The organism is Methanosarcina barkeri str. Wiesmoor, assembly GCF_000969985.1.
Lineage (GTDB): Archaea > Halobacteriota > Methanosarcinia > Methanosarcinales > Methanosarcinaceae > Methanosarcina > Methanosarcina barkeri_B.
This window is the reverse complement of the sequence record NZ_CP009526.1, coordinates 4,601,474-4,623,598: the sequence shown is the minus strand read 5'-3', so window position 1 is coordinate 4,623,598 and position 22,125 is coordinate 4,601,474. Positions and strand designations below refer to the sequence as shown.

Sequence of the window (22,125 nt, the reverse complement as noted above, 5' to 3'; positions counted from 1 at the left end):
AGGATTCTCGTATATAGTCAGCGACATATAACTTAAAATCACCTTACATTACCATCGTTATTGACATCGTGCCTGTCTTTAATAATCCTATGGAGAGCCGTTATTTGTCACAACTACTGGACACCCGACTGGATATTTTTCGGATACACCATCATTAGGTGGTCCATATAACCTACACTGCAAATACCATTAAATATAGTGCTGAGCAATTGCTCGGATACTACGCTTTTTGGATTCCCCTTTGCAACCAGACCTCCCCGATACATGACAATGACATCGTCACAGAACCATGAAATGTGGTTTGGGTCATGGCTGCAGGCCAGTATGGTCGTCCCCTTCGCGGAAATCTTTTTCAGAATATTCCATATCCTTATCTGGTTGCAGAAGTCCAGAGCGGATGTAGGCTCGTCCAGCAGCATCAGCGGTGTTTCCTGTGCCAGAGCCCTTGCGATGAGCACAAGCTGGCGTTGACCGCCGCTGAGCTGATTATAAGGTTTGTCGGCGAGATGGGAAATTTCAAGCATTTCCATGGCTTCCTTGACCTTACTCTTATCATCTTCGGAAATGCCAAAGATACCACCCATATGAGGAGTCCGACCCATCAGCACGACTTCCTTGACGAGATATGGAAAAGGGGGCTTGTGTTCCTGGGGTACGTAAGCGACAAGTTTTGCCAGCTCCTCGATCTTTTTATTCTTAACGTTACACCCATCGATGGATACACTACCGCTGTCGTACTTAAGGAACCCCATACAACACTTGAACAGGGTTGTTTTCCCGGAACCATTTGGCCCGAAGAGTCCACATAAAGAACCTTTCTCGACCCCAAATGAAATGCCCTTGAATACGGGCACTCTGTCGTATCCAAAACTCAGGTTATCTACTTTTAACATATAATCACCCAAAGATCTCCTTTTCTTTGCTACGCAGCAGATACAGGAGGTAAGGTGCACCCACAATAGCCGTGATGATTCCTATAGGGATTTCTGCCGAGGTCAGAGTACGTGCAAGTGTATCACAAAAGATAATGTAAACCCCACCCATTAACGCCGCTGTGGGAATAACAAAACGATTATCCGGTCCCTGAATTAGGCGGGCTGCATGTGGCATCATCAGGCCAACCCATGCGACAATCCCTACCGAAGATACGCAGACAGCAGTCACAAGTGTTGCCAGGACAATGAATATAAACTTGAAGACTTCCGGGTTCACACCCAGTGCACGAGCTTCCTCGTCACCCATGGAAAGGACATTCAGCTTCCACCCGAAGAACCACATAATAGCTACGGATATTAGCACCACAGGCACAGTCAGCTTCACGTCATCCCATTGGGTATAGTAGAAGCCACCCATCATCCAGAAGACAATCTCTCTTAGTTGTGTATCATTTGAAAGGTATTTCATGATGGAAACAAACGCGGAAAATATCGAGCCTATGATGATACCGGCAAGTACCAGCGTGACCACTGGCGTCTGTCCCCTGCTCCTTGCCAGCGTGTACGCCAGGAATACAGAGAGCAAAGCAAACAAGAAAGCACCTAGCTGTATAGAAAGAAATATCTGAGGATAAACAATCCCCAGAGCTGCGCCGAACGCTGCGCCTGAAGATACTCCAAGGATGTATGGTTCGACAAGAGGGTTGCGAAAACATCCCTGATAAACTGCCCCAGCCACAGAAAGGCCGATACCAACGGTTATAGCCATAATGACCCTTGGGAAGCGGATGTTCCAGACAATCATATTTTTTAGTTTATCTAGGGAACCCACGATATTAGGTGAGAATATATGAGTGGCAATGATAGAATATACTTCCACAAAAGAAATCTGATATGTTCCCAGACAGATCGTGACCATCCCGCCTGCCACCATAACAAAAGCTAGAAAGAATATTATACACATCTTTCTAGCTTCAAAAAAATTGAGGGTAGCATGGGTAGAGATTTTCACGTCAGTTGATGCTTCTTCCATGATTTACACCTAAAAATCAGACTCTACCGTCCAGTCAAGGTACTGGGCCGACCTGATTTTTTCTGCTGTTGCGAGATCCACTCCGTATATGTCCTGGTACAGTTTCAACGCAAAATCATTGACCTTGATATCCTGGAAACGATCTGGATAGCAACCCTTAGCGACGATCAGCAAATCCAGAGGATACTCTAAACGGCGGTCACAGTTTCTCGGCGTGTAAGGCATGGAGTAGATGCGCTTGTTTTTCACGGCCTTGAGCTCCTGCATATTCTGGTAATATATCGCATCCTGAAGTTCGATAGGTGGATGATACCCGGAATACGTGGGCAAAAAAATCACATCTGGGTTTAATGTCAGCACCTGTTCGGCATTGAGTAGCTTGCCTGAACCGGTATCATGGTAGGCATTCTTGCCCTTGGCAACAGTCTCGAGGATGTACGATTCAGGAGTATCAATGCCACTTACATACCCTGCACCACCGCTTTGTCTGGCCTTAGAAGAGAGCCCGAGATACAGAGCTGTGACTTTCTCATCTTCGGAGATATCCTTGGTTCTGTCCGTGATCATCTTTTCCGTATTTTCCAGATAATCTGCCAGGACCATTGCCTCTTTCTCCTTATCGAATAACTGCCCGATTATGCGCATCTCATCGCGCATGGTGTTCAGGCCGGAATTATTGTAGTTGTTCGGTGAATAGAGAACAATTACGGGTATACCCAGTGACTCGATCGTTGATATCTTTTTATTGTTATTTTCGATATTGTTGGCACTCATCGAGCAGTCGCCGACTCTTATAATGAGTATGTCAGGGTTCGCACTGGCCAGTTTTTCGTAGTTAACGATCGTCATGCCTGACGAAGACTCCGTACAGGACACATTAGATAACCATGGGTTAACAACGCACATTGTATTTGACCCACCGCTAACAGTGTAATTTTTGCCGGAGTTCAGAGTAATATTTGACTGTTTAAATGAACTGGAACCCAACCCAACTGAGCCGATTGAGACTATTTTATCAACCTCGCTAAGATTCGTCAGGACACCCTCAACGAACCCGTCGTCGATTGTAGCTATACGCTGGATATCCTTTGGCACTTTCACCTGTACTCCACGCATATCCGTCACGTAATGATATTGTTCATCAGGCGAGTCTGCTATCGTCGATGAGTTTGTAGCAGTTGTCGTAACCTGACCTGTCTGTTCACTGCATCCTTCTACCGATACAATAAAGAGAATGATAAGTACACTCAACACAAAGCCCTTTTTAGAATTTAAATAACTCAAAGACTTACCGATTCCACCATTATTATTAGGCTTGCTGCTCATATACAATCCCTATCACAATAAATTACTCCTGTGTACTACTTTTTACTACATAATCCTGCCTAATTAGATTTTATAGTTATGATTAAATCAGATAGTAAGAAATAGTATTAAAAATCTATGCGATATGTAGAAGACTAATATGTAAATTTAGTATAAAGGATTAAAAATGGTAAGAGCTAACGGTCACTATTTTTCCGAGAACCGCATTGGGAAAACAGTATGGAAGATATTTATATTTTTAATAATTGTTTTCTTACTCCTTACTGCGCTGCCTTTGATCGTTTACGCGGACAATACAAAACCGGTCACTGTTATATATCTCTATGATGAACGCTGTCATCGATGTACCGAAGCAATGCCAGTAGTCAGGCAGGCAATTGAAGAAGCTCGTGAAGAAGGTTTATATCTCGATTACCAGGAAATCAGGGTCAATTCACGAAAAGGTGCATCTTATATTGATCGTTATAATCTGATAGAGATCCCGGATCTTATCATTGATAACTATACGGTCATTGGCCCAGCAAGCCTGGAAGGAGAATATGGAACAGTTCTAAGTGATATTAAGGATAAAATAGTGTTTTCTTACGGGTATTCTTTGCCAGTGACTGTGCATACGATTGCGGAAAAAAAGAGTAAAAGCGACAGTAATGTCACAGTAACGGTATATATATCCAACCAGGGTAACACAGCTATTAATGCCAGTCTCTCTGGAGGGTTGACAGAGGGCTCTAGATTAGTTTCAGGACAGTTTTACTGGAGTGGACCATTACAACCGGGTGCTGAGGAAAAAGTCACATATGTGTTATCGGGAGGAAATACCTCCTACGTATGTCCTTCTACCTTATATTATGAGGATGACTGCGGCGGTTACGTTATCACAGACAATTATGTGCCCGTTACAATTCCGATGCACTCAATTGCCATTGCATTTGCATCTGGAATCGTGGCTTCTTTTTCCCCATGTATCCTCGCAGTCATGGCATATATGGCCACGCTGGTAGCCTCTGGCGAGAAACGGCATTTGCTGCTGATTAATATAATAGCTTTTTCGGCAGGGCTGCTCTTTATGTATTCACTGATCGGTGTCTGTTTCTACAAGATCAGTATAACCATGCCCTCAATGTATAATCTAGCCAAACATGCGATCATCCTTTCAATGCTCGCCATCGGTTCTGCCATGATACTCAAGACACTGTTTCATTATGAACGCAGTTTCTCAGATGCGGGGTTCCGGAAATTAGTTGCTCTGCTGAAGCCTTATGACAAAATAAGTATGGCTGGTTTCAGCTTTGTAATTGGAGCAGGATTTGGCCTGATAAAAATACCCTGCACCGGCGGGCCATATCTTGCAATACTCGGCATGATGGCCGACCAGAACAGCTCATTTCAGAGATTATATTACCTTTTGGCCTATAATGCAGGTATCGTGTTTCCAATATTGGGGCTTGGGATACTGCTCACCACTGGGCTTTCCACCCGCAGATTAGATGCGATCAGGATAAAATACCGGGCTTTTATAAACATCGCAACCGGGATCACTCTTTTTATTCTGGCTGCATTGCTGGCATTTAATGGAGTGTAAAAATAAGCAAAAAATACATGCACAATAAAATTAACTAGATTTTTATTAACCACATACTTTGTCAATAAATAAGTATATAAATGTAGGATGTGGTATGACTTTTTTGATCATTTATAACATTTAGTAACATATAGGTTCTGATACTAGGCAAGTTTATTAAGGATCACAGCTATTAACGTGCTACAAATCTTTTTATTATTAATATTTATTTTAAAATTTTTGAATATTTATGCAGTGATTTCCTTATTGAAACTAGTGTTTATCATAAAAAATAGCACTTTCAGAAGTTTTATTTCTTGGCCGGGCACAAAAGGCTGCAAATAATGGTCAATGAATAAACGATTGAAGTTGAGGTCTTTATGAATAAATTAACAGTTTGTATGTTTCTGATTTTACTCATAAGCTTGCCTTTTTCCGGATGTATATCAGAAAAAGTCACTTTGCCAACTACGGCTTTATCAACAAACAATGAATCCAATAATATTACAGATATGAGAGGTGTTCAGGTAACAGTACCGAAAAATATTACAAGAGCTGCTGTGATAAGCGATGGATTCGTCGAATGCATGATGATCAGTCTGGGTGTTCAGGATACTATCGTGGCTGTTGGCACTACAATCAACACTAATTATACTTATGCATTCCCGAGTGTCAAAGGAGAAAATTATACGTATGATAATGGTAAAAGCACGATGCTTTACCTTGATCCTTCGTTAAACGATGCGATCAGGTTGACGCCCCAGCAGTACAACGTTATCAGTTACGAAACGCTTGCAAGTTCGAATCCGGATGTCATTATTCTAAGGGTTGGGGATTGTTCGGTTGGATGGGACAACCGTGATACCATGAATAGGACTATTGACACAATGGAAGCGCTTGGAATTCCTGTGATAGTTCTGTATTCCCCTACATATTACTCGAATTCAGACCTCTCTTCTATAAGAGAAGAAATGAAAATTATCGGACAAATTTTCGGTAAAGAGAAGGACGCTCTTGAGTTAGCTGATTACATCCAGAGCACGGAAAAGATGATATCGGACAGGACAAAGGATATACCTGAGGCTAGCAAGCCTACGGTATTGTATTTCGGCCTTTCGCCCAATGCCAGAAAAGCCGGAGGTTCAGGCCACTCATGGGGTATAGATACACCCGAATCGTACACCATCGAAGGCATCGTACATGCGAAGAACGCTTACAGAGATACAGGTAGTTCAAAGATACTGAACACCGAGCAGGTTCTGGCCATGAACCCTGATATCATATTACTGGCTACCTCATGGGGATACCATCCTACCAGGGAACTTTACGAGGCACCTTACTACCAGAATCTGAAAGAGCTAAGAGCGATCAAGAATAAGAAAGTCTATTCGATGCCGTGGACACCCTCAAACTGCGCCCGACGCCTGGAATACCCCATCGACCTGATGATAACTGCAAAAGCATGTTACCCGGACAAATTCCAGGATATCAAAGTCCACGAATGGGTGCTGGACTTCTACAAACATGTCTATCATGTCGATGATGAAACTGCCAGAGGTCTCAGATCAGCACAATGGCTTGATTGGATGGAAGAGGAGGACTTTTGAAAACTTTTGAGAGAACTATTTGAGAGAAATTTTTGAGAGAAATTTTCTAGAAGAATTTGTGAGGAGGATTTTTATGATGAATACAATCGATTATGGAGAGATCTGGAAAACGATGATGTCAGAGAGTAAGAAGACGAACTTTGAGAGTGATAGGTTCTGGACAATGGAAGAGGCAGTAAAATATGACACGCAGATCAAGATGGACAACTGGAATTTTTCTAAAAGCCTGATCCAGCGGCTCGATTTCACAACCGATTCTAAAGTCCTGGATATAGGATCCGGTCCCGGTACGCTGACCATACCGCTCGCCGGCATGGTTAAGCATGTCACTGCCGTCGAACCCTCCGATGGTATGTTATACTGCCTTAAAGAGAACATCAAAGCAATGGGGCTGAATAATGTTTCCTGGATCCAGAAGAAGTGGGAAGATGTGGATATTAAAGACCTGGACGCCCCGTACGATGTGGTTGTCGCTTCGTTTTCTCTTGCTATGCCGGACATAAGAGAGGCAGTGATTAAAATGAACAATGTGTCCTCAAAATATGTCTACTTAAACTGGTTCGCAGGTATGCCGTCCTGGGAAAAGACATATGCTGAAGCGTGGCAGAGGGTTCATGGCACCCCATATAACATTTACCCGCAGATTGACTGTGTATACAAGGTACTGTATGACATGGGAATATATCCAAATATAACCGTATATCCTGATTACTGGGAATTGGTCTACCCAGAAATGGAAGACGCGGTTACTCACTACAAGCGGATCGTCAATGCGACTACTGCCGAACATGAGGAAATACTAAAAAAATATATATCCGAGACTTTTTCCTGCGAAAATGGAGATGTCAGGATGAAGGAAAAATCATACACTGCCTGGCTGTGGTGGGAGAAGTCGTAAGTCGGCTCGGATGGCATATAAGATGCCATTCAACACATTTTATATTACAAGACTCCATCCCGTCAGTATTTTAGGACTTACGTATTTGAACTGAAAAACAATAACATAAGAATCTTTATTTCCATTAAACATGGGGGAAATTATTTATTATTCACTAATTCATCAATGACTGGTAGCCCGTAATTAAGTGATTGATGTTTTAATATTCTGTATCCAGTTTGAAGAGATTCAGTTTTCATACATTGGAATAAATCTGCTCTATAACTTCACTAAAGTACGAGACAAAAAGATCGGAAAAGAAGTACTAAGTATATTTTAGAGACATATAGATCCAATAATATAGGACTACCTTTTTTTGCTATACCTTTAAATATCAAAACTCCCATGCACAAACTCATATATCACACTAAAATAATCAAATACAGATAATTCTAATAAGTCTTTACTGATCACGATCATTTTTTCAAAGGATTTCCAGTTCAGCATCATTTAAGGAGCATTTCGATGGTAAAACCCGAAAAATTCATTCCAAAAGCAGTTGAGAAAATTAGCAAGGAAATAAAGGACGGGAGAGCAATTATTGCACTCTCAGGCGGCGTGGACAGTTCTGTTTGTGCGGAACTGGCTCACAGGGCAATAGGGGGTAGGCTGCAGCCGATCTATATTGACACAGGGCTCATGAGAAAAGGAGAGACCGAGAGAATAAAGCATATTTTCTCCCACATGAACCTGGATATTGTGTATGCAAAGGACAGGTTCCTTGCAGCCCTGAAAGGCATAACTGACCCTGAAGAGAAAAGGAAGGCTATAGGTGAGACATTCATCCGGGTCTTTGAAGAAGAGGCAAGGAAACTTGAAGCCGATTATCTTATCCAGGGTACGATTTACCCTGACAGAATCGAGTCCGAAGGCGGAATCAAATCCCACCACAATGTTGGAGGGCTGCCCAGCGTAATGGATTTCAAGAAGATCGTTGAGCCCATCGAGGACCTTTACAAAGATGAAGTGAGGGAAGTTGCCTGGGCGCTCAAGCTACCTGACGAAATTTGTGAAAGGATGCCTTTCCCCGGACCAGGTCTGGCTGTGCGGATTCTTGGAGAAGTTACAGAGGAGAAGCTTGAGGTTGCACGGGAAGCAAACTCTATAGTTGAAGAAGAACTTCTTGACAGGTTCTGCCCCTGGCAGACTTTCGCAGCTGTGATTGGCAAAGGAACAGGCGTAAAGGGAGATATCCGGGCTTACGGCTGGATCATAGCTGTAAGAGCCGTAGGCTCCAGAGACGGAATGACTGCAGAAGCGCTCGAGCTTCCCTGGGATGTGCTCAAAAAGTTGGAATCAAGAATTACCTCTGAAATTCCAAAAGTAGCCAGGGTGGTTTATGATATTACACCAAAACCGCCTGCAACTATTGAGTTTGAGTGAAACACAGGCAACTTAAATGGAATTAGGTTTCTAGACTATTATAAGAAAGACTATAGAATAATAAAGAACGAGTACAAGAAAAAGTACCGAACATAAGGAACTTAATGAAGCTGTTTTTCAGCTTCAAAAATCTTTTTTATAGTTATAAAGCAAGCCACAAAGCGAGTTTTTACGCCCATGACCCTAAATAAAGCAGTAATGGAAATCCGGCAGCGGATTAAAGTTAGACCTTCTCCTACCAATGAACCTGCAGCAAGCTGGACAGGAGTCGACCTGGTAAATGGAACCCAGGTAAAGACGTTAACTGTAATCTTCAAGAGCGCAGGGTGCCGCTGGGGAAAAGCTGGAGGGTGTACTATGTGCGGCTATGTCTATGACTGCGCAAGTGAACCTCCAACTCTGGAGGATTACAAAGCCCAGCTTGCAAGAGCAATGAAGAAAGCTGAAAAATTCCCTGAGTTTATGGTAAAAATTTTCACTTCAGGCAGTTTTCTTGACGAGCAGGAGGTTCCTTCTGAGGCAAGAGATGCAATCCTCAAAATTCTTGCAGATGATCCCAGAGTAGTAAAGGTACTTGCAGAAACCCGCCCTAACTTCGTAACCGAAGAGAACGTGCAGGAGTGTCTCAAGGTCTTGAAAAATAAGCCCTTTGAGTTGGCTTTCGGGCTGGAAACAAGCTCGGACAGAATCCGCAGGGACTCTATTAATAAAGGTTTTACCTTCAGGGATTTTGTCCGCGCCTCAGAAATATCAAGAATAAATGGGGCAACTGTTAAAGCCTATCTTATGCTAAAACCTCTCTTTCTCTCAGAACGCCAGGCCCTTGAGGACATTCTCCTTTCCATAGATGATGCGGCTCCTTACGCTGACACAATCTCAATCAACCTCTGTAATGTCCAGAAAGGCACTCTTGTCGAAGCGCTCTGGGAAAAAGGGCAATATCGCCCTCCCTGGCTCTGGAGTATTGTAGAAATCTTGCAAAGGGCAAAAGCCGCTCACCCAGACCTTCCTATTATGTCCGATCCTGTAGGCGCAGGCTCAAAACGCGGCCCTCACAATTGTAAAATCTGCAGCTCAGATGTCGCAGACTCTCTCAGGACTTTTTCACTTACCCAGAATCCAGAAGATCTTAGCAAAACAGACTGTGAATGCAAAGAACTCTGGAGGAAAGTCCTGGAACTTGAAGACTTTACCTATGGAGCACCCATTTTAGATTAAGAATCGTAAAAATTCTTTTTTTATTTGGACTCTTTTATTTGAACTGTGCGGGAATATTGTACCTGGCCATCATGAGAAGGTCGGCATATTTCCCATCCTTCATTATTGCGTATTTTTTTGTCCCCTCAATCTCAAAACCAAAAGACTGGTAAAGATTGATAGCTTTTTCATTGTCTGCAGTAACATCAAGCTCGATTCTTATTAGCATAAGCCAGTTATCTGCAAGGTCGAGAATGTTTTCCATCAAGTTTTTCCCAATACCCTGGCCCTGATATTCAGTCCTTACCATGATCCCAAGGAAAGCTGAATGTCTCTGCCTGACACCCTTTAGAAGATGTATCCCTACCATTCCGACAACTTTTCCTTCGGATTCGGATACCAGTACATGGTCGTCACCACCCATACTTCTCAGGAATCCTTCTGTAAACTCAATGGTTTCAGTAGGAAGGGCAAGGGTGTGTGCCCTGACCTCTTTTTGCCTTCGCATCTCATTGATGTCCTGAGCGTCACTTAACCTGACAGGCCTGATAAGTAGATTCATAAATACCTCTTAAATTCTTTTATCATAATTAATCAAAAACTAGAGATGGCTATAAAGCTGCCGGGTCGTTTATAATTAATTTTTTGGCTTTTCGAACTTATAGACCATGGTTCCGATTCCGCGATCAGTAAAGAGTTCAAGAAGCATGGAGTGAGAAACGCTTCCATTTATTATATGAGCCTTTTCAACCCCGTTTTTTACTGCAACTGCTGCGCCTTTGAGTTTTGGGATCATACCTCCCTGTATAACGCCTTCAGCGATAAGATGATCGATATCTTCCAGAGTTACACGGGAGATATGGCTATTGGGGTCATTCATATCTCTCAGTAACCCTGAAACATCAGTCATCAGAATGAGCTTTTTAGCATGCAAAGCTGCAGCGATGTCACCTGCTACTATATCGGCATTAATATTCAGGGCATTGCCTTTTGCATCCACAGCAATAGGAGAAATGACCGGAATGTAACCGTTTTCGAGTACTATATGGAGAATATCAGGATTAATTACCTCACACTCCCCAACCCAGCCGATATCAACTTCAGTCTCAATACCGTTAATCAATACCTTTTTTGCAGCTTGCTTATGACCAAGGATCATTCTTCCATCGTATCCAGTAAGTCCAATGCCTTTCCCTCCGCAAACTCCAATAAGAGATACAATTTTGGTATTAATGTTCCCGACAAGCACCATCTTGGCAATCTCCATTGTCTCGTCATCTGTAATACGTAAGCCCTGGAAAAACTCAGCTTTCTTGCCCATCCGCCCCATTTTTTCCGTAATCTCAGGCCCACCTCCGTGTACAATAACAGGTTTGATTCCTACATAGCGCAGGAGCACAATATCTTTTATAATATCCTCCATGATCTGGGCGCTAACCATTGCATTTCCGCCCACTTTTATAACCATGATTGAGTCATAGAACTCCTGCATATAAGGCAGAGCTTCAATAAGCACGTTCTCTCTCTTCAGTTCCATGATGTAGGAATCAGAAAATCTATTTTTAAACTTATCGTTAAAGACTCTGGTGATAGCCAGACGCCACATTCTACAAATATGGATAAAGTTATTGATTTTAAGAATAATTTTAAGAAATTATTGGATATTTTTGAGAAAGTATTTTAAATTTTTGAGAAAACATTGGAAATAAGCCATCCCGGATAGTATTAAAAATTAAAGACCAGCCCAGGCTAATTCCTTATCTGGATATTAAAGAAAAAGAAAGAACCCTATTTTTAGGGCATGTGAAAAAAATTACGTTTATCTGATTTATTCGACTTGTTCGACTTATTCTATTTTTTCTATTTTTTCTTTCTTGACAAAGGGCTTGCTGATTTTCTCGGGCATCCAGTCAGGCCTATTTTTAGGGGCTTCAACCAGTTCCTTCCATGCCTTGAAAACGTGCACCTTCTTTGTCCCGCGTTCTCTAAGGCGGATGACATCCGGATTGGATTTAGTCCCAGCGCCCCGATTTGCAGCTTTCAAGGCAGCCTGTCGAGGCTGTTTTCCTGTGAAAACGCCGTGCTCATTGCCTTCTTCGTCTCGTAAAACAAAATTTCTTGTGTTGGACATAAAGGTCACCTCGCAAATGTATTGCTAGACACTGATTACGTTTTAAAGTATATAAAATCTTTCTTCAGGATGTTGCCTGTAGTTATTGGTTTATGCGAAATTTGCCTTAATTTGCGAGGAGTATATAAACTAAATTTTTCAATATTGTTGGCAAAATGGGAAATATTTAAATAATTATATCTTGTTAGAAATGCAGTCCAAATATATTTTAGGAAATTAGTTTTTGACAATTCGGAAACTTAATTTTTATTATATATCTCGAAAAACCCCTGAAAAGCACAAACTTTACATGCTATAACTTCTTATGACCATTATATTTTTCCAAATGGAATAAAATTGCATGTTTATCAAGATTCATTTTACAAAATCAAACATTCACCTTTTTATGGATCTGGTTAATTATGGAACATTGCACTTTCAACCTCCCGGACGTCCAGGCCAGCAAACCAAGCATAGCTATAAACCTTACCCGTGTCGGGGTAACAAATGTTAAAAAACTCGTTGAAATCAAGCGAAAAGACAAACGTCCCATCGTACTTATTTCAACTTTTGACGTTTTTGTTGACCTGCCCTCGGACCGAAAGGGAGCAAATCTCTCTAGGAACTTCGAAGCTGTAGATGAGGTACTGGAAAAAATACTCAGTATGCCCGTATACGAAATTGAGCAGCTTTGCAGTGATATCGCACACAACTTGCTTGGCAGACATGAATATGCCAATCAGGCAGAAGTTCGGATGACAAGCGAATATATGATCAGGCGTGCGTCCCCTGCCACCGGGATCAAATGTCAGGAAGTAGTGAATATCTTTGCTGAAGCGTCTGCTGTAAGAGGACAGGGAAATGATGACTATTTTGATGTAAAGAAACTGATAGGTGCCGAAGTTGTAGGAATGACAGCCTGCCCCTGTGCTCAGGAGATCATGCGAGATAAAGCTGCAAATGAGCTTTCAGAACTTGGAGTCGATAAAGACACGATTATAAAATTCCTGGAAAGGGTTCCCATGGCTACCCATAACCAGCGAGGAAGAGGAATTATATCAATCAAGGTAGCACATGATTTTGATGTTTCCCTCGAAAGCATTATCAGTATTATTGATCACTCTATGAGTTCCAGCGTATATGAGGTCTTGAAACGCGCAGACGAAAAAGTCGTTGTGGAAACTGCACATATGAACCCGAAATTTGTGGAAGACTGTGTAAGAACCATGGCAGACAACGTCGTAAAAGAATTTCCGAATCTTCCTGATAATGCAGTAATCACCATCAAGCAAACTAATGAGGAAAGTATTCACAGGCACAATGCTTATGCCGAAAGAGTTGCCCTGATGGGAGATCTCAGGTCGGAAATTAATCACTGTTAAGAATAGGAGAGTATGAAATAGACCAGTCATACATTTTTGAACCCTGTAAGCCTCTGGAAAAAACTCTGATCTCAGAGGCTTCCAAAAGTTCAATCCAAAACATTTTCCACGAAGTTTTTGATAAAATTTTTTTCTAAAAAGTTTTTGATGAAATTTTTTCTTAAAAGGTTTTACCGAACCATTCCCAGAGCTTAATCCACATAAGCTTTATTAGAGGGCCTGGACAACCTATAAGCAGCAAAATTCAACAAAGGACTTTTGGGCCTGAAATACCAGCGTCCTGGAAGCTTTCGAGGTAAGATCATGGCTGATGCTGAAGTAATCACAGCAGTAGGGCGAAATAAAAAACCCATTAAAGCGGGAGATACCGTCAAATACGTAAACAGTGATACGGTCAGCCGCGTAACTGAAATTAAAAAGGACGAGCAGGGGAAGGTATGGGCTCTGCTCGAAAGTACAGATCTATGGTACAGGGAAGAAAACCTGGAACTAACTGAGATTAAAGCTAAAGAAAAGAAAGAAGAAAGAGAGTTTACAGCCGAGGAATTGGAAGACAGATTCAGAAAAGAGAGAGAAACAATGCAGGCTTTCGACCTTGGGAAAGCCGGTGGTGGAGGAGCAGGAGGTTAATTCCTCTTGCTACATTTAAAAATCTTCTCTTTTAATATTTCGATTTTTTCCACGTCTTTACTATTTTTGAGACTTCCAGCATTTTAAGGTCGTTTTTCCTGTAATTTGAGGTCATTTCTCTATAATTTGAGGTCATTTTTCCTGTAATTTTATCCTCTGTGCAAGAATACATTTTCCACCGTGTCTGCCGCCCAGAGGGTTCTGCGGCGAACCAAGAGAATTCATACACCGAGCCATTACGGCTGCTCCTCTGGCAAGTCCGTCGTCTACGAAGACTACTCTCTCATCGATTTTCGGAGCAATATTCAGATTTTCCAGGCATTTCAGGATCAGTTTAGGTTTGTTCCCTGTAATCCCTGCCCTGCCAGTGATCCCTATAGTTGTATCCTCAAAAACAAGGTTTGTTTCTTTTGCAACCTTAATCAACCTGCAAACCACGCTTGCCATAACTTCATCAATGACAGCAGAAACAACCTGAAGTCCGTGAGTTTTACAGATTTCCATGCCTATGGCACTAAGCTTGCCCATATCGGAACCGTTTACTCCTACATCGCAGCCTATAAGTGTCACACCTATCTGTTCAGCTGCATCCGGCCTTACAGGCACGCTTCCATATCTCGTTCTATCTTCTGGGACCTGTTCTATAATAATAAGTTCATGAATGCGCTTTGCATATGCTTCAATCGTTTTAGCCTTCATCTTTAAAGTGAAGAAAGAAGGCGGTTTTTCTTTTTCAAAAACCTCGAGAGCAGTTCCTACTTTTGAGTCCACAATCTTCGAACCCCGGATAATTGCGTCAGGAATTGCCCCCGCATAACCGCAGAAGTTACCTATTGTTTTTGCATACGGTTGACCTGAATTTGTGACCCTGCCATCAAGGGTTGTCCCGAAGTCGATTGAGATGCAGGGGTTCCTGAAATCAACATCTGTAAGTTTGGCTGCTTCCTTAATCCCTGCGGTTGCAAGCTCCCCTTCCATCTCGTTTGCAACAATTTCAACACCAGTAGAACCTATTGGGGGTAGTACGCCAGCTACTGCTCCATCAAAAATTACCTTTTCCAGTTTACTGTATTTCTGGAATTTTTTAGGAATATTTGAAACAGACATTGGTGGGGTCATGTTTTTCGGTGGAACTCCTGCCATCAGGCAGCCATCTGCCAGAGCTTTAATAAACTCACCCACTTCCTCTGGAGAATCAAAACCTGCAACAACTCCAGTGGAACGAACCACAAAGTCCAGATCGGTTTTTATATCCAGACTTGCTTTTTCCATTGATTCGGTCAGGGTTCCACGTACAAGTTCTGCAACGGATTCACGAGTGAGTTCCACACCGGTAAGTGTCTTCCCGAATACAACTTCTCCGGGTTTAGGGGGACGGACATCTCTGGTCATCCGCACTACCTTATTAATAATATGAGTCCTTGCAGTCTCCATATTGGTAGCTGTAAGAATACATTTAGTTGTAGTGTTTCCAACCTCTACGGAAGCTACAATAAAGAAAGGTTTTGATTTAAGGTCGATCAAGCGAACCTGAGGAGATTCTGTAATTCTGGGTTTCAAAGCCATTTTTAATTCCTTCCTAAAAACCTGTGCATAAACTCGATTTAGTACAAAGTACAAATCACTGTGAGAACTTAATCTGAAAACAATACCGACTTATTTGAAGATTATTCAAACCTAATTGAAGTAAGTCAGGATAAATTTATGTTTTTAATATCTAGAAAGTCAGTATTTGAACTCAGATTAATCGGGAAAAGTAGTACTTCTCCAACTTTACAAAAAGATCAACAGGAGTGGATTGTCAAAGGTTTTAAGATGGTATTCATCAAAACCTATAATAACTTTTGCTAAGTACTGTAAATTAGTAATATTATTACATCGGGAGTGCGGAAGGTCACGAATACTCCAGCGTTCAGGTGTGAGATGAAGTGAACGCTCGCCCTTTTTATTTTCGTTTAAACCTCTGTACTATCGTTTCTTTGTAATATGAGGGTTTTTAGTACTCCGATTACATAGATTTGATTTTATAATATTTGTAGGACACTATTCCATAATCTGGTGATTTCTAATTTCTTTCTTCCACAAAACTCCACTTTTATATACAAATTACCCATGCAGAAACATTTTCACGGCATATTTTGCTAAAATCGATATTTTTGCATTGCCAACCCGTAATTTAGATCTCAAAAATAGTTTATAAAAATAGTTTATTTATTTACAAACATTGTCTGACAAATTCCTCTGGCATTAGAGTGCGTTTTATGGTTTCTTCAATTGATAAGCCTTTACTTAAGAATCTTTTTACTACGCTTTCCATAGGTTCGCCAACCTCGACAATGTGCATATCAGGATCATAAAATCTGATAACTCGCTGCCCCCAGGGCTGCTCTTTTAGTTCATGCACATATTCGATAGAGTCAATACCTTTTAGCTTTTGAAGGAAACTATCCAGATCGTCTTCTTCAAAATACAGTTCAGAATTATTTGATTTTTGAACAATATCATTTTTGTTTATATTTATCAAATCTGAAAAATGTGATTTCAAGTGTATAGCAAAGCCGCCTTCAAACGATACATTCTCACCGAAATCGCACTGTACCTTTTGATTGAGGACATTTTCGTAAAAGCTTCTGGAAACCTCTATATCATTCACAACAATAAGCGGGCATATAAATCTCATTTTATTTTCTCCTTTTGTAAATAATATGATATCTCTTCTAGTGTTTCTCCTGTACTGGATTCTCTTTAAGCGTATTCTCATCTGATACGTTCTCTTCTAGTTATTTTCCTTTGTTTCAAAAATAATTCTGGTACTTGTAAGGTACTTCAGCCATTATTAATCATAGCCTAACAAACTGAAAGTGTTTTTTCTTAAAGATTAAGGTAAAAACTCTAGACGAAGTTAAAATCCCAAGTTATAAAATTCCAAGCTGTTGTGCTATTGAAACGGAACAGAAACGAAACAGAAATCTCAGAATACTTTAAAGATATTTTTAAAAAAACTTCCAAAAAACTTTTAGGTAAAGCCTAAAAAAAGAAATGCTACTATTCGGTTGAAAACTTCAATAATCTGGTTAAAAACTTCAATTAAAACTCCAGATAATCACTTTGCAAAAATTATATAAAGTCAGCCGTTGCTCGCAAAACAAGTAACTGCACTGATCCTGAATTTGTGCTTTATTCTAAAAAACATTTACTTTCTTCGGTATTTCCTGCATTTTTCCACAAATTTTTCTACCGGGAAGGTAGCAGGGTGAGAATGCATATAGCCTGCCAGGGTGTTGTGCTCTATAAGGCCGTCAAAACCGTCCTGTATACCTTTTCCACGCAGCATTTCGTATGCAAACTTTGCATCGCGATCGCATTCAGTAATAGAATAATGGAATTCATGGCCTCTGATATTATGAGAAGAGAAGTTTTTGTCCAGAGGGCGAGCTTCAGTATACCCAAGGGCTTTAAGCCGGTTTGTCATACGTGTGTTTGCAGGCACGACATCTGCGAGTTTATATATCCTGTTATCTACCTCATATGTCCCGCAGAGGTAAAGAAGACCACCGCATTCTGCATAGATAGGCAAATCGTCAGCTGCAAGACCTTTAAGTTTTCGGGTAGTTTCTGACTTCTCAAGGACTTCTGCGTAAAGTTCAGGGTAGCCGCCTCCAAGGTAAATCCCGTCCACATCCGGAAGTTCTCCTGCCATAGGGCTGAAAAATTCGACTTCAGCTCCATAATCCCTGAAGGCATCGAACATATCCTGGTAATAGAAGCAAAAAGCTGGGTCCCTGGCAACTCCTATCCTGAGATCTGCTTCGGATCTCTGGATTCTTCTGGTCTCCGGAACCGAAATAGGCTCAGCAAGTTCGATCACTGCATCAAGGTCAACATTTTCCTCAATAAAAACCGCCATTTCCTCAGTATTGTAGTCCTTTTCATGAGCCATGTACAGCCCGAGATGTCTGGAGGGAACCTCGATATCTTTCCTTCTTGGAATCATACCCACAATAGGAATGTCACCAGGAAGCGAATTTTTTACGAGTTCCGCATGCCTTGGGCTACCTACCTGATTCAGGATAACGCCTGCAACCTTTACTTCAGGATCGAACTCAGAATACCCTTTAAGAAGAGCAGCTGTGCTCCTGGACATCCCATGCACATTGATTACCAGAATTACCGGGAGGTTAAGGGTTTTTGCAATATGTGCGGAACTTGCAATTTCTGTAGAATCAATTCCATCAAAGAGTCCCATAACTCCTTCTACTACCACAATATCCGCGTCTGCAGCAGTCCGAGCTACAGTCTGCCCGACCCCGTCAGTGCCCATTATGTATGTGTCCAGGTTCCTTGAGGGGCGCCCGCAAATTGCAGTGTGATGAGAAGGATCGATATAGTCAGGCCCTACCTTGTAAGGCTGAACTTTTAGCTGCCTGTGTTTAAGGGCAGCCATGATACCCATGGAGATTGTCGTTTTTCCAACTCCGCTATGGGTTCCTGCAATAAGTATTCCTTTTGTCATCTGCTGGATATTGTTGCCGTTAAAATATATTAAAGCTATTAATCCAGCTGTTTTAAGCGCTTTGTGATCTCGCCCAAGAAATAAATGAAAAGAAAAAATTTTGAAAATTTTAACAAATACTAAAAATTTTAAAATCTTAAGAGCAAGTGCAGTTAAGCAGAATGAACAATATCAATATTTAATAAAATTAATTAATATTTAGTTCTGTGCTGTGCAAATAATTATAAAAAGTAAATAAAGCATTATAAAGCTTTAAATTTATTTTTATCTTCTTATTAGTGGTTATGAAGTGTTAGATACATTTTTGTGAATTTTATATAATGTATTTAATGTAAGTATTGTTATATATATAATTGAAAGGATGAATTTTAGTTCCAGGTCTTCTCGAGTTAGATGAACAAGATTAGAGGAATCAGAGGAACTAGAGGAATAAAATGAATTCTAATGGAAAATCAATTGCAAAAATTATGGGATCTATTTTGTTTATATTAATGATCTCAACTTCAATTACCGCAGGAGCAGCTTCCTGTGATAATTCTGTAAAGTTTGCAACAGACTGTGAGCAAGCAAATTGTAGCTTCGCAAATTGCAGCTTAGCAAATTGTAGCTTCGCAAATTGCAGCTTAGTAAATTGTAGCTCAGCAAATTGTAGCTTAGCAAATTGTAGCTCTGAATTATGCGGCTGTGTTTCTATTGTAGATGGAAAACAGAACATAGATTGTAACAAGGAATGTACCTCTTGTAATTGCGAGTCCGTTACAGACTGTGAGCAAGCAAATTGTAGCTTCGCAAATTGTAGCTTAACAAATTGCAGCTTAACAAATTGCAGCTTAGTAAATTGTAGCTTCACAAATTGTAGCTCAACAAATTGTAGCTCTGAATTATGCGGCTGCGTTGATACCTCAACAGAAGAAAAGACATGTAGCAATGCTGCAGATACTTCAACAGAAGAAAAGGCATGTAGCAATGCTGCAGATACTTCAACAGAAGAAGAGACATGTGACAACGCTGTAGATACCTCAGCAGATACTTCAACAGAAGAAAAGGCATGTAGCAATGCTGCAGATACTTCAACAGAAGAAGAGACATGTGACAACGCTGTAGATACCTCAGCAGAAACTTCGACAGAAGAAAAGACATGCAGCAATGCTGCAGATACTTCAACAGAAGAAGAGACATGTGACAACGCTGTAGATACCTCAGCAGAAACTTCGACAGAAGAAAAGACATGCAGCAATGCTGCAGATACTTCAACAGAAGAAAAGACATGTAGCAATGCTGCAGATACTTCAACAGAAGAAAAGACATGTAGCAATGCTGCAGATACTTCAACAGAAGAAAAGACATGTAGCAATGCTGCAGATACTTCAACAGAAGAAAAGACATGTAGCAATGCTGCAGATACTTCAACAGAAGAAAAAACATGTAGCAATGCTGCAGATACTTCAACAGAAGAAAAAACATGTGACAACGCTGTAGATACCTCAGCAGAAACTTCGACAGAAGAAGAGACATGTAGCAATGCTGCAGATACTTCGACAGAAGAAAAAACATGTGACAACGCTGTAGATACCTCAGCAGAAACTTCGACAGAAGAAAAGACATGCAGCAATGCTGCAGATACTTCAACAGAAGAAGAGACATGTGACAACGCTGTAGATACCTCAGCAGAAACTTCGACAGAAGAAGAGACATGTAGCAATGCTGCAGATACTTCGACAGAAGAAAAAACATGTGACAACGCTGTAGATACCTCAGCAGAAACTTCGACAGAAGAAAAGACATGCAGCAATGCTGCAGATACTTCAACAGAAGACAAGACATGTAATAATGCTGCAGAAACTTCAACAGAAGAAGAGACATGTGACAACGCTGTAGATACCTCAGCAGAAACTTCGACAGAAGAAAAGACATGCAGCAATGCTGCAGATACTTCGACAGAAGAAAAAACATGTGACAACGCTGTAGATACCTCAGCAGAAACTTCGACAGAAGAAAAGACATGCAGCAATGCTGCAGATACTTCAACAGAAGAAAAAACATGTAGCAATGCTGCAGATACCTCAACAGAAGAAAAAACATGTAGCAACGCTGTAGATACTTCAACAGAAGAAGAGATATGTGACAACGCTGTAGATACCTCAGCAGAAACTTCGACAGAAGAAGAGACATGTAGCAATGCTGCAGATACTTCGACAGAAGAAAAAACATGTGACAACGCTGTAGATACCTCAGCAGAAACTTCGACAGAAGAAAAGACATGCAGCAATGCTGCAGATACTTCAACAGAAGACAAGACATGTAATAATGCTGCAGAAACTTCAACAGAAGAATGTAAATAAATTAAGGCCAGAAAAATATAACATATGTGTTGGAGAGTATACCTACTCTCCACACAAAGTGTTAGAATGCAACGTTAAAAGCAACTATCTATCAGATAGATTTTTTAGTTTCTGTGAATCCTTAAAGTTCTAGTTTTATCCAAAAGTTAATCCTTATTACTATGGGAGCGCAGAGGGTCACGAATACCCTGACCTTTAGGTCGGGGATGAAGTGAACCCTCGCTGGCTGTTTTATATTCGCATAACTGTTTCAATCATCAGTTCTTTGTAAAATAAAGTTTTTTTTGGCACCATAACCACAGGTGGTGCCAGCCACCTATGGCTAGGATGTGATACAATGTTGGAACTACGTAGTTTTAGCCATGGCTATGGTCAGATTACCTACCACATCGTGTTGGTACCTAAATATCGATACAGTATATTCTACAACAAGCGGATTAAAAAGGATTGCGAGTTGATTCTCAGCAGTATTTGCATGGAAAAAGGCTACAAAATTCATGCAATGGAAGTTGTAGATGATCATGTTCACTTGTTTCTAGAGTTTCATCCAAGTACTTCTCTATCAGAGGTAATTCAATACTTGAAAGGAGGAAGTTCTTACAGACTTTTCAAGCTTCATCCTGAAATGAGACACCAGTATTGGAGTGGAAGTCTATGGTCAAGTGGAAAGTTCTATCGATCTGTTGGGAATGTAACTGCTGACACAATCAAGCATTATATTAAGGAATCGCAGGGAAAAACGAAAACAGAAGCTCAATCACAGAGGTTAAAAAAATCCGGGCAACGTAGAATTAATGAGTTCTAAGTACCAAAATAACCAGGCGGGCGGCCCGAAGCATACCCCATCCTTTAGGGTGGGGTGGCCGCACGCAATTTGATTTTTGATTCCAGAAAACAGATATTATACTGTTGTATCCTGAAATAATTTCGCAGACTCAAAACCATTTGGAAGCTCAATATATAATACAACTACAGACGACGTAAAAGGTTAAACTTTGAGTAATTCCAATTCCATCTTGGTACTGTGGAATGATTCTATAAAATAAAACAAATTCCAAGTTGGAGTAAAATAATAGGTCACCTGTACATGATATACAACTGCACTAACAGATATCTAAAAAGTGAAATGATTTTGTGATAAAACATACTGTTTTAAGCACTTTATAGTT

18 protein-coding genes are annotated in these 22,125 nt (G+C 40.8%); 9 read left to right on the top strand and 9 right to left on the bottom strand.

From position 1 onward, the window contains the following. Nucleotides 1-113: 113 nt before the first annotated feature. Genes MSBRW_RS19020 through MSBRW_RS19010 form a run of 3 tightly spaced genes read right to left on the bottom strand, consistent with a single transcriptional unit; the run spans nt 114 to nt 3,294 of the window. Nucleotides 114-893 (bottom strand): ABC transporter ATP-binding protein, encoded by a 780-nt coding sequence (locus MSBRW_RS19020; protein ID WP_011306188.1) that lies wholly within the window; start codon nt 891-893, stop codon nt 114-116. 4 nt (nt 894-897) lie between these two features. Continuing rightward, nucleotides 898-1,968, bottom strand: a complete 1,071-nt coding sequence (locus tag MSBRW_RS19015; RefSeq protein ID WP_011306189.1) for a FecCD family ABC transporter permease — start codon at nt 1,966-1,968, stop codon at nt 898-900. Between the two features lie 9 nt (nt 1,969-1,977). Beyond that, on the bottom strand, nt 1,978-3,294 hold the full coding sequence (locus tag MSBRW_RS19010) for an iron ABC transporter substrate-binding protein (RefSeq protein WP_011306190.1): 1,317 nt from the start codon (nt 3,292-3,294) through the stop codon (nt 1,978-1,980). 166 nt (nt 3,295-3,460) lie between these two features. On the opposite strand from MSBRW_RS19010, the gene MSBRW_RS19005 reads away from it, so the two are divergent. The 5 genes from MSBRW_RS19005 to MSBRW_RS18985 all read left to right on the top strand — a co-directional run bounded on the left by MSBRW_RS19005 (nt 3,461) and on the right by MSBRW_RS18985 (nt 10,000). Continuing rightward, complete coding sequence (locus tag MSBRW_RS19005; protein ID WP_011306191.1) at nt 3,461-4,876, top strand: cytochrome c biogenesis CcdA family protein; 1,416 nt, start codon at nt 3,461-3,463, stop codon at nt 4,874-4,876. Nucleotides 4,877-5,235: 359 nt separating this feature from the next. After that, nucleotides 5,236-6,462 (top strand): iron ABC transporter substrate-binding protein, encoded by a 1,227-nt coding sequence (locus tag MSBRW_RS19000; RefSeq protein ID WP_011306192.1) that lies wholly within the window; start codon nt 5,236-5,238, stop codon nt 6,460-6,462. 73 nt (nt 6,463-6,535) lie between these two features. Continuing rightward, entirely contained in the window at nt 6,536-7,360 is an 825-nt protein-coding gene (locus MSBRW_RS18995; RefSeq protein ID WP_011306193.1) for a class I SAM-dependent methyltransferase, read from the top strand. A gap of 504 nt (nt 7,361-7,864) precedes the next feature. Further along, a complete protein-coding gene (guaA, locus tag MSBRW_RS18990; RefSeq protein WP_011306194.1) occupies nt 7,865-8,782 on the top strand; it encodes a glutamine-hydrolyzing GMP synthase in 918 nt (305 codons plus the stop codon). Nucleotides 8,783-8,959: 177 nt separating this feature from the next. Beyond that, entirely contained in the window at nt 8,960-10,000 is a 1,041-nt protein-coding gene (locus MSBRW_RS18985) for an archaeosine biosynthesis radical SAM protein RaSEA (protein ID WP_011306195.1), read from the top strand. Nucleotides 10,001-10,034: 34 nt separating this feature from the next. On the opposite strand, the gene MSBRW_RS18980 is transcribed toward MSBRW_RS18985, so the two are convergent. The 3 genes from MSBRW_RS18980 to MSBRW_RS18970 form a co-directional block, all read right to left on the bottom strand. Continuing rightward, complete coding sequence (locus MSBRW_RS18980; RefSeq protein ID WP_011306196.1) at nt 10,035-10,541, bottom strand: GNAT family N-acetyltransferase; 507 nt, start codon at nt 10,539-10,541, stop codon at nt 10,035-10,037. A 75-nt stretch (nt 10,542-10,616) separates the two neighbouring features. After that, nucleotides 10,617-11,516: an acetylglutamate kinase gene (gene argB, locus MSBRW_RS18975; protein WP_048102662.1), complete on the bottom strand. Its 900-nt coding sequence runs from the start codon at nt 11,514-11,516 to the stop codon at nt 10,617-10,619. A 309-nt stretch (nt 11,517-11,825) separates the two neighbouring features. Next, nucleotides 11,826-12,110: a non-histone chromosomal MC1 family protein gene (locus MSBRW_RS18970; protein WP_011306198.1), complete on the bottom strand. Its 285-nt coding sequence runs from the start codon at nt 12,108-12,110 to the stop codon at nt 11,826-11,828. Between the two features lie 401 nt (nt 12,111-12,511). On the opposite strand from MSBRW_RS18970, the gene mptA reads away from it, so the two are divergent. Together mptA and MSBRW_RS18960 are read left to right on the top strand one after the other, a co-directional pair. Further along, on the top strand, nt 12,512-13,471 hold the full coding sequence (gene mptA / locus MSBRW_RS18965) for a GTP cyclohydrolase MptA (RefSeq protein ID WP_011306199.1): 960 nt from the start codon (nt 12,512-12,514) through the stop codon (nt 13,469-13,471). Between the two features lie 303 nt (nt 13,472-13,774). Beyond that, nucleotides 13,775-14,101 (top strand): DUF2098 domain-containing protein, encoded by a 327-nt coding sequence (locus MSBRW_RS18960; protein ID WP_011306200.1) that lies wholly within the window; start codon nt 13,775-13,777, stop codon nt 14,099-14,101. Between the two features lie 132 nt (nt 14,102-14,233). On the opposite strand, the gene MSBRW_RS18955 is transcribed toward MSBRW_RS18960, so the two are convergent. From MSBRW_RS18955 to MSBRW_RS18945, 3 genes are all read right to left on the bottom strand, one after another. Next, nucleotides 14,234-15,667: a methanogenesis marker 14 protein gene (locus MSBRW_RS18955; protein WP_011306201.1), complete on the bottom strand. Its 1,434-nt coding sequence runs from the start codon at nt 15,665-15,667 to the stop codon at nt 14,234-14,236. Nucleotides 15,668-16,316: 649 nt separating this feature from the next. Further along, nucleotides 16,317-16,781: a glyoxalase/bleomycin resistance/dioxygenase family protein gene (locus tag MSBRW_RS18950; protein ID WP_011306202.1), complete on the bottom strand. Its 465-nt coding sequence runs from the start codon at nt 16,779-16,781 to the stop codon at nt 16,317-16,319. Between the two features lie 513 nt (nt 16,782-17,294). Then, nucleotides 17,295-18,614: a cobyrinate a,c-diamide synthase gene (locus tag MSBRW_RS18945; RefSeq protein ID WP_011306203.1), complete on the bottom strand. Its 1,320-nt coding sequence runs from the start codon at nt 18,612-18,614 to the stop codon at nt 17,295-17,297. Between the two features lie 434 nt (nt 18,615-19,048). Between MSBRW_RS18945 and MSBRW_RS18940 the strand changes: the two genes are divergently transcribed. Beyond that, nucleotides 19,049-20,956, top strand: coding sequence for a midas domain-containing protein (locus tag MSBRW_RS18940; RefSeq protein ID WP_011306204.1), 1,908 nt, complete (start codon nt 19,049-19,051; stop codon nt 20,954-20,956). 337 nt (nt 20,957-21,293) lie between these two features. Next, nucleotides 21,294-21,761, top strand: coding sequence for an IS200/IS605-like element ISMba16 family transposase (gene tnpA, locus MSBRW_RS18935; RefSeq protein WP_011305479.1), 468 nt, complete (start codon nt 21,294-21,296; stop codon nt 21,759-21,761). Nucleotides 21,762-22,125 lie beyond the last annotated feature (364 nt).

What these genes read in the sequence shown, in the direction of transcription:
- MSBRW_RS19020 (WP_011306188.1), bottom strand. Translation starts at nt 893, where the DNA reads ATGTTAAAAGTAGATAACCTGAGTTTTGGATACGACAGAGTGCCCGTA.
- MSBRW_RS19015 (WP_011306189.1), bottom strand. Translation starts at nt 1,968, where the DNA reads ATGGAAGAAGCATCAACTGACGTGAAAATCTCTACCCATGCTACCCTC.
- MSBRW_RS19010 (WP_011306190.1), bottom strand. Translation starts at nt 3,294, where the DNA reads ATGAGCAGCAAGCCTAATAATAATGGTGGAATCGGTAAGTCTTTGAGT.
- MSBRW_RS19005 (WP_011306191.1), top strand. Translation starts at nt 3,461, where the DNA reads ATGGTAAGAGCTAACGGTCACTATTTTTCCGAGAACCGCATTGGGAAA.
- MSBRW_RS19000 (WP_011306192.1), top strand. Translation starts at nt 5,236, where the DNA reads ATGAATAAATTAACAGTTTGTATGTTTCTGATTTTACTCATAAGCTTG.
- MSBRW_RS18995 (WP_011306193.1), top strand. Translation starts at nt 6,536, where the DNA reads ATGATGAATACAATCGATTATGGAGAGATCTGGAAAACGATGATGTCA.
- guaA (WP_011306194.1), top strand. Translation starts at nt 7,865, where the DNA reads ATGGTAAAACCCGAAAAATTCATTCCAAAAGCAGTTGAGAAAATTAGC.
- MSBRW_RS18985 (WP_011306195.1), top strand. Translation starts at nt 8,960, where the DNA reads ATGACCCTAAATAAAGCAGTAATGGAAATCCGGCAGCGGATTAAAGTT.
- MSBRW_RS18980 (WP_011306196.1), bottom strand. Translation starts at nt 10,541, where the DNA reads ATGAATCTACTTATCAGGCCTGTCAGGTTAAGTGACGCTCAGGACATC.
- argB (WP_048102662.1), bottom strand. Translation starts at nt 11,516, where the DNA reads ATGGAACTGAAGAGAGAGAACGTGCTTATTGAAGCTCTGCCTTATATG.
- MSBRW_RS18970 (WP_011306198.1), bottom strand. Translation starts at nt 12,110, where the DNA reads ATGTCCAACACAAGAAATTTTGTTTTACGAGACGAAGAAGGCAATGAG.
- mptA (WP_011306199.1), top strand. Translation starts at nt 12,512, where the DNA reads ATGGAACATTGCACTTTCAACCTCCCGGACGTCCAGGCCAGCAAACCA.
- MSBRW_RS18960 (WP_011306200.1), top strand. Translation starts at nt 13,775, where the DNA reads ATGGCTGATGCTGAAGTAATCACAGCAGTAGGGCGAAATAAAAAACCC.
- MSBRW_RS18955 (WP_011306201.1), bottom strand. Translation starts at nt 15,667, where the DNA reads ATGGCTTTGAAACCCAGAATTACAGAATCTCCTCAGGTTCGCTTGATC.
- MSBRW_RS18950 (WP_011306202.1), bottom strand. Translation starts at nt 16,781, where the DNA reads ATGAGATTTATATGCCCGCTTATTGTTGTGAATGATATAGAGGTTTCC.
- MSBRW_RS18945 (WP_011306203.1), bottom strand. Translation starts at nt 18,614, where the DNA reads ATGACAAAAGGAATACTTATTGCAGGAACCCATAGCGGAGTTGGAAAA.
- MSBRW_RS18940 (WP_011306204.1), top strand. Translation starts at nt 19,049, where the DNA reads ATGAATTCTAATGGAAAATCAATTGCAAAAATTATGGGATCTATTTTG.
- tnpA (WP_011305479.1), top strand. Translation starts at nt 21,294, where the DNA reads ATGTTGGAACTACGTAGTTTTAGCCATGGCTATGGTCAGATTACCTAC.